Origin of the sequence: Mangrovibacterium sp. (genome assembly GCF_041596335.1) — a bacterium.
In the GTDB taxonomy this organism is placed as follows: Bacteria; Bacteroidota; Bacteroidia; order Bacteroidales; family Prolixibacteraceae; genus Mangrovibacterium.
This window is the reverse complement of sequence record NZ_JBFHIT010000055.1, coordinates 13,781-30,111: the sequence shown is the minus strand read 5'-3', so window position 1 is coordinate 30,111 and position 16,331 is coordinate 13,781. Positions and strand designations below refer to the sequence as shown.

At 43.7% G+C, this 16,331-nt stretch carries 13 protein-coding genes and 1 pseudogene; 4 read left to right on the top strand and 10 right to left on the bottom strand.

Translation table 11 applies throughout. The annotated features are described in order from the left end of the window. Window positions 1-266: 266 nt before the first annotated feature. The 10 genes and pseudogenes from ABZD21_RS16035 to ABZD21_RS15990 all read right to left on the bottom strand — a co-directional run. Window positions 267-1,487 carry an MFS transporter gene (locus ABZD21_RS16035; protein ID WP_372776103.1) on the bottom strand — a complete coding sequence of 407 codons (1,221 nt, stop codon included), beginning with the start codon at window positions 1,485-1,487 and terminating at the stop codon, window positions 267-269. Between the two features lie 223 nt (window positions 1,488-1,710). Beyond that, entirely contained in the window at window positions 1,711-2,634 is a 924-nt protein-coding gene (locus ABZD21_RS16030; protein WP_372776101.1) for a bestrophin family protein, read from the bottom strand. Window positions 2,635-2,937: 303 nt separating this feature from the next. After that, the gene (gnd, locus tag ABZD21_RS16025) at window positions 2,938-4,392 is read right to left on the bottom strand and encodes a decarboxylating NADP(+)-dependent phosphogluconate dehydrogenase (RefSeq protein ID WP_372776100.1); all 1,455 of its coding nucleotides are present in this window, start codon (window positions 4,390-4,392) and stop codon (window positions 2,938-2,940) included. 36 nt (window positions 4,393-4,428) lie between these two features. Beyond that, window positions 4,429-5,562: a 4-phosphoerythronate dehydrogenase PdxB gene (pdxB, locus tag ABZD21_RS16020; protein ID WP_372776099.1), complete on the bottom strand. Its 1,134-nt coding sequence runs from the start codon at window positions 5,560-5,562 to the stop codon at window positions 4,429-4,431. 132 nt (window positions 5,563-5,694) lie between these two features. Then, on the bottom strand, window positions 5,695-6,696 hold the full coding sequence (locus ABZD21_RS16015) for a Gfo/Idh/MocA family protein (RefSeq protein WP_372776098.1): 1,002 nt from the start codon (window positions 6,694-6,696) through the stop codon (window positions 5,695-5,697). A 30-nt stretch (window positions 6,697-6,726) separates the two neighbouring features. Continuing rightward, entirely contained in the window at window positions 6,727-8,016 is a 1,290-nt protein-coding gene (locus ABZD21_RS16010) for a lactate racemase domain-containing protein (RefSeq protein ID WP_372776097.1), read from the bottom strand. Between the two features lie 105 nt (window positions 8,017-8,121). Then, complete coding sequence (locus tag ABZD21_RS16005; protein WP_372776096.1) at window positions 8,122-9,201, bottom strand: sugar kinase; 1,080 nt, start codon at window positions 9,199-9,201, stop codon at window positions 8,122-8,124. A 49-nt stretch (window positions 9,202-9,250) separates the two neighbouring features. After that, complete coding sequence (locus ABZD21_RS16000) at window positions 9,251-10,102, bottom strand: SDR family oxidoreductase (protein ID WP_372776094.1); 852 nt, start codon at window positions 10,100-10,102, stop codon at window positions 9,251-9,253. Next, entirely contained in the window at window positions 10,089-10,970 is an 882-nt protein-coding gene (locus tag ABZD21_RS15995) for a substrate-binding domain-containing protein (RefSeq protein WP_372776093.1), read from the bottom strand. Before ABZD21_RS15995 ends, ABZD21_RS16000 begins: the two co-directional genes overlap by 14 nt. A gap of 63 nt (window positions 10,971-11,033) precedes the next feature. Then, window positions 11,034-11,147 (bottom strand): annotated as a pseudogene (locus ABZD21_RS15990) (helix-turn-helix domain-containing protein); the annotation flags it as partial. Between the two features lie 624 nt (window positions 11,148-11,771). On the opposite strand from ABZD21_RS15990, the gene ABZD21_RS15985 reads away from it, so the two are divergent. The 4 genes from ABZD21_RS15985 to ABZD21_RS15970 all read left to right on the top strand — a co-directional run bounded on the left by ABZD21_RS15985 (window position 11,772) and on the right by ABZD21_RS15970 (window position 16,323). Next, window positions 11,772-13,019: a tagaturonate epimerase family protein gene (locus ABZD21_RS15985; protein ID WP_372776092.1), complete on the top strand. Its 1,248-nt coding sequence runs from the start codon at window positions 11,772-11,774 to the stop codon at window positions 13,017-13,019. 21 nt (window positions 13,020-13,040) lie between these two features. Then, window positions 13,041-14,441: a glucuronate isomerase gene (gene uxaC / locus ABZD21_RS15980; protein WP_372776091.1), complete on the top strand. Its 1,401-nt coding sequence runs from the start codon at window positions 13,041-13,043 to the stop codon at window positions 14,439-14,441. Between the two features lie 100 nt (window positions 14,442-14,541). Further along, a complete protein-coding gene (locus ABZD21_RS15975; protein WP_372776090.1) occupies window positions 14,542-15,579 on the top strand; it encodes a PfkB family carbohydrate kinase in 1,038 nt (345 codons plus the stop codon). A 75-nt stretch (window positions 15,580-15,654) separates the two neighbouring features. Then, complete coding sequence (locus tag ABZD21_RS15970) at window positions 15,655-16,323, top strand: bifunctional 4-hydroxy-2-oxoglutarate aldolase/2-dehydro-3-deoxy-phosphogluconate aldolase (RefSeq protein WP_372776089.1); 669 nt, start codon at window positions 15,655-15,657, stop codon at window positions 16,321-16,323. Window positions 16,324-16,331: the final 8 nt, after the last annotated feature.

Genomic DNA, 16,331 nt, shown 5'->3' with positions numbered 1-16,331 from the left:
GGGTTGCAGTCTTTGCCGGTTAGCCCGGGGATAAGCAGGTATTCACTAAAGGTTCTTGAAACTTCATTCGAGTATTTTGCCATGATATGCCAGCTTTTTGTGTTAAAAAATTGCGCAAAACTACTATTATTTTTTGGAATGCGCCGAATTGAATTTGCAAATTTAGGTTTTTAACCGGAGATACACCTGCCATAAGTCAATAAAACAAGGCTTTAGATTGACCGAATACTTATTGAGCAACCAATAAGTAGTGAGAATCCGGAGAGTTAGGCCGATTTGCGGAATCGAAAGGATAGGAAACTTAACCAAGGTGAATTTCGGTGATGCAATTTCAGCAAGAAGGCTGTAGCCAATCCAAGCAAAACAAGAACGAAGACAAACATAAAACCCGCTTTCAGGCCACTATGTTCGGCAATGGTTCCAATGAGTACAGGTCCGCCCAGAAATCCCAGATATCCTGCTCCGGCCATAAACGAGATTCCGGCAGCAGGAGAGACTCCTTCAATTTTAGTTGAAAGTCGGTAGGCTTCGGGCACAAGTATTGAAAATCCGGCACCAACCAGTGCAAAACCGAATAATGCGATTCCAGTATTTGTCGCGAATACAAACAGCAGTCCGATAATACTGATCAAAAATCCGTTCAACAGGATTTGCCACGGACCCAATCGATTGCTAAAATAATCGCCGCAGAACCGCCCCAAAGTCATCAGCATCGAAAATCCGGCATATCCCAGGCCGAGCTGACTGCTTGCGCCCATTGTTACATCGCGCAAATACAAGCCGCTCCAGTCGGCTATGGCACCTTCCGATACCATAGCTGTTACTGCAACTATGGCCAATGCCCACAAACGAGGATTGGAAATATTGTTCGTTCTTTTAGTGTCTTTTTTTGCTTCAACCGCGTTTTTCAGCGATAGGTATTTAGGATAGCTAAAAACCTGCATCAACAAAACAATTCCTGTTGCCAGACCGATATGCAGCAACGGATTGTTTAACCAGACCATTAACAAGCTGCCGAAACCCGCTGAAAGCATACCTCCTAAACTAAACCAGGCGTGGCACGACGACATAATCGATATTTGATCGCGGTTCTCTATGGTTGAGACAACCGTATTGAGGCCGATTTGAAGGATCCCGCTTGTAAGTCCAAAAAGAAACATGAATGAGGCTAATTGAAGGAAGTTTTCAGCCACAAAGTAGCTGAAGATGAAAAACGTCATCCCGAGCACTCCGATGAGCGCGAGTTTCCCTTCACCTAGTTTTTTGACCATTCGGTTGCCAATCCAAATGGAAATAAGCGAACCAACAGCACCGCCAAATAGCGCGATTCCTAGTTTCCCTTCATTCATGTCCAACTTATGGGTGATCGAAGGTAAATAGACGATCCAGGTGCCGAACATTAAACTCAGGCTCAAAAACAATTGAGCTACAGGGAAATATTGCCGATCGAGAAGTAGTGTGCGAGTTATTCTTTTGCTAAAATACATGTTTATAATCTTAAAACCGATCGGTTCTACTGGAGGTTATTGTCAGGTTTACAATCTGTCGGCGAATTTAGATGAAATTCTGATTCGGTGCTTCTGGTTTATCGAAATTTAGCCGTTGTGTAAAGGAATTGTTAGCTGTGAGCAGGGTGTGAAGGTTCGGGAATTGCAATCCTGATTTCGGGAATCACAACTTCTGTTGAATTTTTCAGCTTTAAACGAATGTTTAATCTAAAAAATATTGTTCGGATTTTTTGATGGGTTCTGGAGCCGACATCTCTGCTAGCTCCAGAAGAGAGTATTCAACGGTTGTACACAGGGTATTCAGTGCCAAATCGTTCGGTTCGGTGCCAAACGGATCCGAAATTTCGTCGACGATAGAATCCAGAGCCATAAATGTGTAGCCGATAAAAGTCACCATAATCGGAGTCATCCATCCGATCGTGTCAACGAGTCCAAAGGGCAATAAAAAGCAATAGATATAAACAGTTCGGTGCAGAAGAACATGATACGGATAGGGAATTGGAGTACTGGCAATCCGTTCGCAGCCGCCCACAATTTCCGAAAGTTTATCCAGGTTCTGATCAATGCCCATCTTGGTGATGGTATCAATTTTCCCAACTTTCTCTGCAGCATTAACCCAATCGGCGAGGTATTTTAGCAAGAATACCGGTTTGAATCGAATTTGCTCCAATTGCTTGCATTGTGAATCGGGTAGTAACCTTTTCAGATCGTCCATAGCGTTTGTTTCCCGAAGCTGATGTTTTAGCGCATAGGCAAATGCAATGGTTAGTCTGACGGCGTCTTTTGTGTCAGTCTCTTCATTAGCGTCGTTCTTCACATAAGTGATTATTTGCCGCACAATATTACGGGTGTCATTCACAAGAGCGCCCCAAAGCTTCCGACCTTCCCAGAATCGATCGTAAGCGGCCGTATTGCAAAAGCCCAGAAAGATTGCCAACGCAACTCCAATTAGTGTAAAAGCTGATGGGTTCAACGTGACTTTATAGCTGAACAGCGAACCCTGGAAAAGATAGATGATGATGGAGAATATGGCGAGTATAATTAAGCGAGGCATAATTTTCGGTAGTACCGATCCATGCCAGATGAACAGCATCCGCAGCCAGTTTTTTCGTTCCCTGATAATCATGATTGATTCGATTTTGTCGCGAAAGTATCCAAAAGCGCTTTGCTCCTTCATCAATCGGTCAACAAAACGTTGTTTGTAAAGTGAATGTTAGGAAGGCTCGTTTTTGGCGAGCTTTGCGCTCAATAGAGGGGGAATGTTCGATGGATGATACCGACAGGGCTCGCATTCGAAAAAAACGATGAAAAAAAGCCGCCTCCCTCGAAAGGATGCGGCTTTGTAATCGATCTTCAAAATAGAAATCTTTTCGGCTGAAGGCTTCACGTCAAGTGTATTCTTCAAGCGTTAATCGCTATTTGAGGTCAGTTAAACATCGTAAGTTGTCGAAGCGGTATCGCCTCCACGGCCCGTCCAGTTGGTGTGGAAGAATTGGCCACGTGGCTTGTCAACACGCTCGTAAGTATGTGCTCCGAAATAGTCGCGCTGTGCCTGCAGCAAGTTGGCCGGCAGGCGTTCGCTGCGGAAACCATCGAAGTAACACAATGCCGAAGTCAATGCCGGTACAGGAATGCCATTTGTTAGAGCAGCAGCGCACACACGGCGCCATCCGGCTTGAGCAGCTTCCACTTTTTCCTTAAAGAATGGATCAAGCAGCAAGTTTTCCAATCCTGGATTTTTGTCGAATGCCACTTTAATGTCAGCCAGGAACGCGGAACGAATGATACATCCACCACGCCACATCAGCGCGATACCGCCGTAGTTCAGGTTCCATTTGTATTCTTTGGCAGCTTCCATCATCAGGTTATAACCTTGCGCGTACGATATGATTTTAGCGCCAAACAAGGCCATTTTTAAGTCTTCAATCATTTGTGTTTTATCACCTGTAAATTCAGGTTTTGGTCCGCTGATGATTTTTGAAGCCTGTACACGCAAATCTTTTTGAGCAGACAAGCAACGAGAGAACACCGATTCGCCGATCAAAGTCAACGGAATACCTAAGTCAAGAGCTGTAACACCAGTCCATTTTCCGGTTCCTTTTTGTCCGGCAGTATCGAGTATTTTTTCAACCAATGGCTCACCGTCTTCGTCTTTGAAAGCGAGGATGTCGCGGGTAATTTCAGTCAGGTATGAATCCAATTCCTGAGTATTCCAAACTTTGAATACTTCGTGCATTTCATCGGCGCTCATTCCCAGCAGATCTTTCATCACGTGGTACGCTTCGTTAATGATTTGCATATCACCGTACTCAATACCGTTGTGCACCATTTTTACAAAATGTCCGGCGCCGTCTTCACCAACCCAGTCGCAACAAGGAGAACCATCTTCAACCTTTGCGGCAATTCCTTGAAAAATATCTTTCACGGCCGGCCATGCAGCAGGGCTTCCACCCGGCATCATCGATGGACCTTTTAGCGCACCTTCTTCACCGCCCGAAACACCTGAGCCAACGAACAATAAGCCTTTACTTTCAACATATTTTGTCCGGCGAATTGAATCGGGGAAATGCGAGTTGCCACCGTCGATAATAATGTCGCCCGGTTCCAAATGTGGAATCAGCAATTCGATGAAATCATCGACCGGCTTACCAGCTTTCACCAGCATCATTACTTTGCGTGGTTTTTCCAACGAAGCAACCAATTCTTCAATAGAATGCGCTCCAATGAAATTTTTACCGGCACCACGACCGCTAATAAATTTGTCAACTTTTTCAACGGTACGGTTGTAAACAGCCACCGTAAAGCCTTTGCTTTCCATGTTCAAAACCAGGTTTTCGCCCATTACGGCAAGCCCGATTAGCCCGATATCTGCTAATTTCTTCATTTTTTTTATGAATTTATTATTCTTGATTTTTTAAAGTTATTCTTTGCTTTTTATTTGAAATCCAATTTGTTTAAGCTTCTCAATTGCACTTTTCTGCATGTTTTCAGCTTCAATTGTGAAAATCGGAAACTCGCGACGAACCGGGTAATCACCCCTCAGTATTTCAAAATCCGCCGGATGCCTTCTCAATGCGACATCGTCATTTCGAATGTCGTAAGTAGAAAGAATGGCTTTCGCAATGATTTCTTCGTCGGTACTGCTGAAACCATCTAATGTAATTTTTGTTCGCTCCGGAAGTTCGATATTTGGACAGGTCCAGTTGTCGACACCCAAACCAAAAAAACGACTGATCGCCTGAACACTCATGCTGGTTCCGTTCGCTTTGCCATCTTTGGAGTATCCGGCAATATGCGGAGTAGCCAGTTCGCAGGCATCTAGCAGTTCCGGATCCAAATTTGGTTCATTTTCCCAACAATCCAAAACCAGCCCCTTAATTTTGCTGTTCTTCAGTGCTTGCTTCGCTGCCGAACTTTCAACAACCTCACCACGACACGAGTTTATCACAAAAGACTTTTGCGGCAGATGATTAAAAAAGCGCTCGTCAGCTAAATGGTAGGTTGCGTCTTCGCCGTCCATATTCAACGGAACGTGAATGGAGATAAAATCAGCCTTCTCCTGAATCTCAGTTAGGCTGACGAATTTCCCGGGCCCTTCAGCTCTGGCTCTGGGGGGGTCGTTCAGCAGGACTTTCATGCCAATTGTTTCGCAAAAGCGAGCAACTTTTGAACCAACCTGTCCCACACCCACAACTCCAATTGTTTTACCTTCAAGTTTAAACTGATGTTTTTCGGCTAGTACAAATAGGGTGGAGGCCACATATTGCTCCACCGATTTGCTATTGCAACCGGGAGCATTGGTCCACTGGATGCCTGCTTCAGCACAGTAGTTGGTGTCGATATGGTCGAAACCAATGGTAGCTGTTGCAATGAACTTTACCGATGAACCTTTCAATAGTTTCTCGTTGCAGATCGTTCGTGTGCGGGTCACAATTGCATCGGCATCGCGAACAACATCAGCGGTAGTTTTTGAACCCGGCAGGTAAATGACCTCGCCGAACGGTTCCAATGCCCCCTGAATGTAGGGTATTTTATCGTCGACAATGAATTTCATATTCAGTTTTATTGTATGAACCACCTAGACACTAGGTCGCAAAGGTTCTAATTTTCTAATTTATCTGTTTCGTTTTCATGAGACATATTGTGCAGAACGAAGTTTCTATTGTGCTCAATATGCCTCTGTGGTTCACGGTTTGTAATAGTTTTTCACGATTTCCTCCAGAACTTTATTTGTCCGGGCAGCCGATTTTCCGGTGCTAACACAGGTTCTTTCACCCCGCAGCGATTGAACGACATTTTTCACCAAATAGTGCGAAATATTCTCAGGGTTCGAAAATTTGAAATGCTCTTTCCCGGCAGCTGTCGCCAGTTCAACAGGGCCGTGACTGAAGCAGGACAAGCTAACTTTTCCTTTTGTTCCGGTAATTTCAATCGTATCTTTCTCTGCTGCCTGGTCGACAACAAAGCACCAGTTTCCGGTTCCGCAAATGCCATTCGCAAATTCGAAACTGGCCGAAACGGTGTCCTCGGCTTCGTATAATCCGGCCAGATTCGAAGCAACGCCTTGTGCCTTTGTGATGGGGCCGAACAAGTAATCCAGATAGTCGAACTGATGGGAAGCCAAATCAAAAAACAAGCCGGCTCCGGCAATTTGTGGATCAATGCGCCAGTTTGGTTCGGCATTCGGATCGTTAGCTTGTTTCTTATTCGCCTGGTGCAAGGTGATCGCGACCGTTAAGACCTTTCCAAGGACATCAGTCTCAATCAGTTCTTCGACTTTTAAAAAGGCCGGGAGTGTGCGCCGGTAGTAAGCCACATTTAGTGGCACACCGGTTTCTTCCGAAACTCGCAACATTTCGCGACATTCAGCATAGCTTGTTGCCATTGGTTTTTCAACATACACCGGTTTTCCGGCACGCATTGATTTTATGGCGTATTCGGCATGAGAATCAGGAGGAGTTGCAACATAAATCGCATTGATCACCGGATCGTTGATCAACTGGTCGGCATCGGAATACCACTTTGGTACACCGTGTCGCTTAGCATAGTCTGCCGCTTTTTCAGCATTTCGTCGCATAACAGCAACTAGTTTCGAATGCTCTGTCTTTTGAAAAGCCGGTCCGCTTTTTAGTTCGGTAACATCACCGCAACCTATAATGCCCCACGCTATGTTTTCAAGTTTTGTCATTAATTTTTTGAGTGTATAGATTTAAAAAACCTAATACTTAAAGCGGTCTTTGAAAGCCCACAGTCCGATCGCAGGATTTGAAATGTAGAACACTTCTTCACCATCAGGCATTATGTTGAAGCCGTCTTTCAGCTTTTCAGGATTGTATTTTGCAGTCATTTCGTCGAAATCACCATAAATAAAACCGACACTTTCAATTTCCTGTTGTGTGAGGTTTCCTTCTTTTTTGCCCGGGCAATAGGTGATTGAGAAACGGCCTTCAGAAGATCCATGGATTAAATGAGCCGCAGCTCCGAGATTATCTTGCAGTTCTTTGTTTTCATCAACCGCTTTCAAGGTGGTTGGTGTTCCGAAATAGCCGTATTTGCGGATCAGGCGGTCAATCTCTTTATCTTCGCCAAATTCTTTCAAGGCCGGAGCCAGTACGATTAATTCCCCTGCATCGTCAATCGCCATTCGGGTTCGGTACACCGATTTGTTTCCTAGCCAGGTTGATTTAAACTCGGTCGGATCGAGCCAAACGACTACTTTCTTCAATGGCCTGTCTAGCATTTCAAAATTTACCTGAAGGGAAAGTTTTGCAGCTTTGTCGAACACTTCAAAGTCGTCGCCAATAAATAATCCACGACATTTAATCTTTCCATCCGCTTTATCGAGTCCAACAACCGTCTGGACATAAAGAATTGGCAAGTCCTGTGTGAAGTTATCCGAAGCATAATTAAACACCCTGCGAACCGGCGTGTCCGCATGGCCCATCATTCGCTCCATACCATAGGCTGCACCAATAAAGTGGCTTTTGTTGATTCCTTCGGAACCACCAGTGCCGACAAAAATATTTTTATTGTAGTTTGCCATTCCAACTACTTCGTGCGGAACGACTTGTCCGATGGATAAAATAAGATCGAAATTTCCGTCGAGCAACAATTTGTTGACTTGTGCAGGCCATGGAAATTCAACGGCACCATCCGAAACTTCTTTCACAAATTCGGCAGGAACCGTGCCTACGGTTACCACATCGTTGCGCCAGTCGTGGGGGCGAATTAGTTCTTCGGGCAATTTGCCGAACATGTGGTGAATCTGTTCTTTGGTCATAGGCGAGTGAGTGCCCAGCGCCGGAAGCACATCGGTAAGCTTGTCTCCGTAATATTCCCAGGTCAGTTCTGTCAAATCTCCGGCTCTACTTGGCAGTCGGGTGTAGTCTGGCGGAATAGCCAGCACTTTATTCACGTCCGTCAACTTTTCGAAGGCTGCAAACAAGCCCTTTTTCAGGTCTTCTTTTTTTAAATCATGGCTTGTTGAGCCAATTTCGTAATAAATCATCGTGCTTTGTTTAATGATATTAAACTGTTGGAAACGATGTGACTGTTGTCCTTTTTTTTCGTTGAAAGCACAACAGCCACATTGCAAATAACGGGTTTTAGCCAATTAGCGTTTTACCCGGGCATTACCTTGCCAGATGCTCCAAACCATTTCTTCGTCGGCCGGCTGACCGTAGTCGGTTAAAAACGTGGTTGCCAAAGCACCTGTTGCCCAGCCAAATTGTGGCCACTTTTCAGCATCCCAACCTTTTAAAATGGCATAAAGCATCCCACCTACAAAACCGTCGCCTCCGCCAATGCGGTCGAGCACGTTAATTTTACGCGGTTCAATAACCTGCCACTCATCGCCGGCAAGCAATACGGCACCCCATAGATGTTCGTTTGTACTAATTACCTGGCGAAGCGTGGTTGCAAAAACCTGTGCATTAGGAAACGCTTTTTTTACATTATTAATGAGCCCCTTGAATCCTTCAATTTCGTCATTAATACCTTTTCCTCCGGCTTCCGGTCCTTGAATACCGAAACACAATTGGAAGTCTTCTTCATTGCCAATTAGGATATCGGAAACGGAAGCGATTTCTTCGAAGTTTTTACGCAATTCTTCTTCGCGACCTTTCCAAAATGAAGCGCGATAGTTGAGGTCGAACGAGATGCGGGTGCCATACTTTTTAGCAGCACGGGCAATTTCCAGACAGAAAGTGCTGGTTTCGGGCGATAGTGCCGCGATAAGTCCGGAGAGGTGGACTATTTGAACACCTTCTGCTCCAAAAATTCGCTCCAAGTCAAAATCTTTTACATTTAAGGTTCGGCCAACTTCGCCGGCACGGTCGTTTTGTACACGAGGTCCGCGCGATCCAAAACCGCTATCGGCAATATTAAACTGGTGACGATATCCCCACGGGTCACCCTGCGCTACTTCCGGGCCTTCGTAGTCCATATGGCGGCTTCGCAGGTTGCTTTTAATGAATTGAGCGATTGGGCTACCTTTCACGAAGGTGGTTAAAACTTTTACCGGTAAGCCTAAAAATGAAGCGACACTAGCCACATTTGTTTCGGCACTGGTAGCCTGCATTTCGAACAAATTGCTACTATGAACCGGTTGGCCGTTTACCGGTGTAATACGTACTCCCATGCTGGTTGGAACCAGTAACGAATATTTAAAGTCTTCTTTTAATTGTAAGTTCATGATTAAAAATGAATTAATGTTTCTTTTTGCTGAAAATGATTTTAGTACGTTATACTCCACTGTACGCATTAAATCCACCATCGACCGGAATTACGATGCCTGTGATGAATTTTGCCAGGTCCGACAACAGGAATAGTGTCACACCACGCATATCGTCGGGTTCGCCGAATTTTCCCATTGGTGTTCCGTTGACTATTTTTTGACCACGAGCAGAGAAATTTCCGGTTTTTTCATCGATTACCAAAAAGCGATTTTGGTCGGTAATAAAAAATCCGGGAGCAATTGCATTTACCCGTATTCCGGTTTTCGCAAAATGAACAGACAGCCACTCAGTGAAATTATTGATTGCCGCTTTTGCAGCCGAATAGGCCGGGATCTTTGTCAGTGGTTTGTATGAATTCATCGAGGTGATGTTGAGGATTGCTCCCTTGCGATTTTTTACCATGTCGATGGCAAATACCATTGTCGGCAATAAAGTACCTTTAAAGTTTAGGTCGAAAACATGGTCAAAGCCTTCCATTTTTAGGCCGAAGAAAGAATCCTCCAATTTGTCCAGGTTGTCTTCAGTTAACTCTTCAACTTTGGTTGTCGCCGCAGGGCTATTTCCACCCGCTCCATTTACCAGAATGTCGATGTCGCCAAGTTGTTGATTGATAATGCTTTTAGCCTTCTCCAAAGACGACTTGTCCAGAACATCAGCCTGAACACCGATAATTTGGGTTCCATAAGTCGAGCTAATTTCGGTAGCAGCCTTGTCTGCCGCTTCTTTGTTTCGTCCCAGTATGGCAATTTTAGCTTTTACCGAAGCCAGGGCTTTCACCATCTCGAGTCCGAGTACACCATAGCCGCCGGTTACAACACAAACTTTACCGGAGAGATCATTAAAATTAATAGGTTCCATAATTACTTAGATTAAATTCTTTATAGTAGGTCAGGTTTTCTTTGGTTACGATATCGATCGATGTGTAGTTGTCTGTGCGTACCTGTTTCTTTAGAATAATATGGTCGAATAGCGTTAGCACAGCCTCATGCCCTTGTTCCTCCGGACGTTGACAAATTAAAAAGTCGATCACACCTGTTTGCAGAAATTCTGCATTTTGTCGAATCAGGTCATGCCCCAGTAGTCGAATGGGCTGCATGTTCCGCGATACAACGTATTCGGCTATTCTGTATACCTGCGAATTTGTTACAAATATGCCGTTTACTCCACCTAATTTGTCGATCTCATGGTCGATTGTCTTGAAAAGATCCTCATTTGGCGCAATTTCAATTTCTGACGTAAACAGGTTTTTACCGGTTCCCTCAGGTTTGGCGTTGAAATAATTGTAAAAACCAATTTCCCGTTGTTTGGGATGGTTTTGATTGTCGAGTTCTTTACCAAAGTGAATAATCAGAATCTTCGAATCATCAGGTAATGAATAATCGAAGAGTTTCGCTGCAAGTGTGCCACATTGGAAAGAATTTTGTCCGATGAAACTCAATTTATTGCATTCATCAATGTTAGAGTCGATAAACACATAAGGAATTTTAAGGGCATCGAGTTTTTCAACGAAATCTCTTGCTTCCCGCGAGAAGAAAGGTGCTAGTACTACTCCTTCCGGATTCTTTGACAGGATTAGTTCTGCTTTTTCGACAAATGACTGCGGAGATGATTGCGAAAACTGTTGTAAATCGATCACGATACCATACTGTTGCAATTCGCCCGCAGCATCATTCACGCCCCGAAGAGGTTTGCTCCAGTAGGCATCCGGATCGGAAACCTCGGGCAACAAAATAGAAAATGAATGTGTTTTTTTTGAAGCCAGGGTGCTGGCCAGAATATTCGGCCGGTAATCTAGTTCTTCGAGTATTTTTAATATTTTCGCTTTCGTTTCCGGATTTACTTCGCCGCGATTATGAATGACCCGGTCAACAGTGCCGATGGATACATTCGCCTTATGGGCAATATCTTTTATTCGTATTCTTTTTGTTGGTTTAATGACGTTGAATTTTTAGTTGGATATTTATTCATTTCTCTTCTTATCAAATCTACAACAAATATTTGGAGTGTCGTGTTCGCACACGGAAAAAATATTTTACAACATTATTTTGTCGCTTTTTGAGTGAGGAACAGGCGGTGGAACGGAATGATTCGATTTAAGTGAATCTTATTCGGACCTGTTTCGATAAAAGTGTATCGAACGATCTAGGTCGGATGTTTGGGGTGAAACAGCGACCGATTAGTACAAAAGCATCAATCTCCCGGATTTGATACAATTGTTGGTGTTTATTGGTGCAGTGTTTCGCAACCCGGCCTTTCGCTGATGCAAAATGAAACGCCACTTTAAAGGTGTTTTCGTGGATATCGAAAACAGTTGTCTTTCTGGTGCTGGGTAGTTATTCGCCTTTTCTTGTATGAAATCGCCATCGTGTGCGAACACGGTAGCTATGTTGTAGAGCATTTTTGCTGCTTCTGTAGAGGTAATAGTTGCTTCTGACGAATTTAAACTCTATTTTCGTGTGCGAACACGGAGGTTTAAATCTTCCACGGTTTTATGAACAAAGTAATCATCGTTAAATCAAATTAGGTTATGAAATTGGGAAAATACAGTTTCGGAGTAGGAGATCGTTTCGGTCATCAGGGTGAAGCACAGTTAAGAGCTTTAATGAAGGCAAATGCCAAGGGGATTGAAATAGTTCCGGTGTGGAATAAGTCGAACCGTGAGCACAATACGATTCATTCAGAACCTGCTGAAACCCGAATTGAAGCGGATGCGGCGGTGAAGGCATTGGGATGGACCGGGGAGTATCGTGTTGACGCGGATCATATCAACCTGACAAATGTTGATCGTTTTGTTGCTACTGCTGACTTCTTTACTTTAGATGTCGCAACATACATTGGTAACCCATCGGCAACTGAAGATGTTGAAGCATTTATTTCCTCGTGTAAAGCTTTAGGCGATGAAATTAAGATTGATGGTCTTGAAGAGTCGATTGTCATTACTGACGATTTGCTTAAAAAGGTTGCCGGTAAATTTTTGGAAGCCGTAAAAGAAGCCGGTAAGATCTATCGCCATATTGAGTCGGTAAAAGGCAAGGGCAAGTTCATTACAGAGGTTTCAATGGATGAAGTTGATTCTCCGCAAACGCCTGTTGATATGTTCTTTATTATGAAAATGATTGCTGATGCAGGGATTCCGGCTCAGACATTTGCGCCCAAATTTACAGGCCGTTTTAATAAAGGAGTCGATTATATTGGTGACTCAGCTCAGTTTGCCAAAGAATTTGAAGCAGACCTGATGGTTCTTGATTACGCCGTTAAACACTTCGGCTTACCGGAAAACCTGAAGTTGAGTGTTCACTCTGGTAGCGATAAATTCACCATTTATCCAATCATGGCTGACCTCATAAAAAAGCATGACAAAGGCCTGCACGTAAAAACAGCAGGAACAACTTGGTTGGAAGAAGTAATTGGTTTGTCAATTGCCGGAGAGGAAGGGTTGAAAGTTGCGAAAGATATTTATGCCAAAGCATTGGGCCGTAAAGAGGAGCTTTGTGCACCATACGCCGATGTAATTGATATCGACGACAGTAAATTGCCGTCGGTTGACGAAGTGGCAGCCTGGAGCGGCGAAAAATTTGCAAATACGCTGCGCCATATTCCGGGGCATGCTGAGTACAATCCAAACTTCCGCCAGTTAATTCACGTCGGATATAAAGTGGCGGCCGAACTAGGTGAAACTTACATTAGTTTGTTGGAGAAACATAGTGAGATTGTTGGCGCCTGTGTGGAGGAAAATATTTATGATCGCCATCTAAAACGTCTGTTTGATTTATAAAAACCAAAAGTAAGAAATAAGATGAAAAAGTTCATGGATGAGAATTTCCTGTTAAAAACGGAAACAGCTCAAAAACTATATCATAATCACGCGTCGAAAATGCCGATTTTTGACTATCACTGCCATCTTAATACGAAAGATATTGCAGAGGATCGTCGGTTTAAAACGATTACCGAAGTTTGGTTGTATGGCGATCACTATAAGTGGAGAGCGATGCGTACGAATGGAGTTGATGAACGTTTTTGTACCGGTGATGCCAGTGATTGGGAAAAGTTTGAAAAATGGGCTGAAACAGTGCCTCAAACATTAAGAAATCCATTGTATCATTGGACGCACCTGGAATTGAAAAAGTTCTTTGGTATCGATAAATTGTTGAGTCCGGCAACTGCCCGGGAAATTTACGATGAGTGTAATGCGAAATTAAACACGCCGGAATACAGCTGTCAGGGGTTGATTCGCATGGCAAATGTCCATACGATCTGTACTACCGATGATCCTGTTGATACCTTAGAATATCACAGGCAAATAAAAGCATCAGGGTTTGAAGTTGCAGTATTGCCCGCGTGGCGTCCCGACAAAGCTACGATGGTTGAAAATCCTGCATCCTTCAACGATTATTTGGCTCAGCTGGAGAGTGCATCTGGAATGGCAATTAAAACATTCGATGATTTAATTGCTGCGTTGGACAATAGACACCAGTTTTTTCATGAAAATGGATGTCGCTTGTCTGACCATGGTTTAGACACGGCGTATGCTGCTGACTATACACAGGAAGAAATCAAGGAAATTTTCGCCAGCGTACGGGAAGGCAAAAAACTGGATCGAACAGAGGTTGTTAAATTCCAGTCGTGTATGTTGTTCGAGTTTGGTTTATTGGACCACAAGCGAGGTTGGACACAGCAATTCCATATCGGAGCTCTGCGGAACAACAACACCCGGCTTTTTAAGAAATTAGGGCCAGATACCGGTTTCGACTCAATTGGCGACCTGCCTGTAGCGGCACCATTGTCTAAATTGTTGGATCGGCTGGACATGGAAAACAAGCTCAGTAAAACAATCCTGTATAACCTAAATCCACGCGATAACGAGTTGTATGCAACCATGGCAGGTAACTTTCAGGACGGATCCGTTCCCGGTAAAATCCAATACGGATCAGGTTGGTGGTTTTTGGATCAGAAAGATGGGATGGAAAAGCAAATGAACGCGCTTTCGAACTTGGGTTTGTTAAGCCGATTTATAGGGATGTTAACCGACTCCCGCAGTTTCCTGTCTTATACTCGTCACGAATATTTTCGCAGAACGCTTTGTAACCTTCTGGGGAACGATGTTGAAAACGGAGAGATCCCCAACGACATGGAATTGTTAGGGAGTATGGTTGAAAATATCTCTTTTAATAACGCAAGAAACTATTTTAATTTTTAGTCATTCCGAATTAGTTTAAATTAAATTGCTGTCTTGTAAGATTGAAAAAGTGTTATATCTTTGCAATCGATTGCACGGAGTATTTTAATGTTGAAATAATATGAGTAAAAAAGTAGTTACATTTGGAGAAATCATGTTGCGTTTAGCAACCCCTGGTTATTTGCGTTTTGCACAAACAGATTCTTTCACTGCTACATATGGTGGTGGTGAAGCGAACGTAGCAGTATCATTGGCTAACTATGGATTGCCTGTTGATTTTGTTACACGTCTTCCTAAAAATGATATCGGTGAAGCTTGCCGTATGGATTTAAGAAAGTATGGCGTAGGAACGGATAAAATCATTTGGGGTGGAGATCGTTTAGGGATCTATTTTCTGGAAACAGGAGCCGTTAGTCGCGCTTCAAAAGTTGTTTATGACCGTGCTCACTCAGCAATTTCTGAGATTAAGCCGGGTATGGTAAACTGGAAAGAAATCTTCAAAGATGCAAAATGGTTCCATTGGACAGGTATCACTCCGGCAATTTCGCAAAGTGCTGCTGATGCTTGTTTGGAAGCTATTCAAGTAGCCAACGAAATGGGAGTTACTGTTTCATGCGACTTGAACTACCGCAAGAACTTGTGGAAATATGGTAAAGCTTGTGGCGAGGTTATGCCTGCTTTGGTTGCCGGAACCGACATTGTTTTAGGTAACGAAGAAGATGCAGCAATGGCTTTAGGTATTCATCCTGAAGGTGTTGATGTAACAGGCGGCCATGTTGAAGGAGCTGCCTATGAATCAGTATCCAAACAAATTATGGCTAAGTTCCCACGTGTGAAAAAAGTTATCACTACACTGCGTGGATCAATTAATGCAAACCACAATAGTTGGGCCGGCGTGCTTTTCGACGGAGAAAAACTGTTCGAATCTCCAACCTACCAAATTACTCACATTGTTGACCGTGTTGGTGGTGGCGACTCGTTCATGGGTGGTTTGATCTACGGATTGTTAACTTATTCTTCTGATGATCAAAAAGCACTAAATTTCGCGGTAGCTGCTTCGTGTTTAAAACACACAATTTACGGTGATTATAACCGTGCAACTGTCGACGAAGTTGAAAAATTAATGGGTGGTGACGCTTCCGGGCGTGTATCTCGATAGATCTTCGTACCCCTCCGATAGGAGGGGTTTTTGTGTTTATGTTCAAGTCGTTTTTAATTTTATAATCAGGTAGTTATGGCTCGTTTTTCAAGAATAGAAGTAGCAATTAAAATGAAAGAAACCGGTGTTGTACCGGTATTCTACCACAAAGATATTGAAGTCTGCAAATCAGTAGTAAAAGCATGTTACAATGGTGGTATTCGTGTTTTCGAATTTACTAACCGTGGTGATTTTGCACACGAAGTATTTACAGAATTAGTAAAATGGTCGGCTGTTGAATGCCCAGAAATGATTTTGGGTGTTGGCTCAATTATCGATGGACCAACAACAGCACTGTACATCCAATTGGGTGCCGACTTTATTGTTGCACCAATCGTTGACGAAGAAATGGCTCGTATTTGCAACAAACGTAAAGTAGCCTGGAGCCCGGGTTGCGGTTCGGTAACCGAGGTTGTTCGTGCTCACGAACTAGGTTGCGAAGTCGTGAAAGTGTTCCCTGGTTCATCAGTTGGCGGTCCTGATTTTGTAAAAGCTGTTAAAGGCCCAATGCCTTATGCCAGCATCATGCCTACCGGAGGTGTATCTCCTGACGAAGCAAACATGACCGGATGGTTTAAAGCCGGTGTTCATTGTGTTGGTATGGGATCTCAACTATTCCCTGCTGACGTATTAGCCAATAAAGACTGGGCTTTTGTTGAAAATAAGTGCAAGGAAGCCTTGGCTATCGCAAAAAAGCTCCGTTAAAATCACTC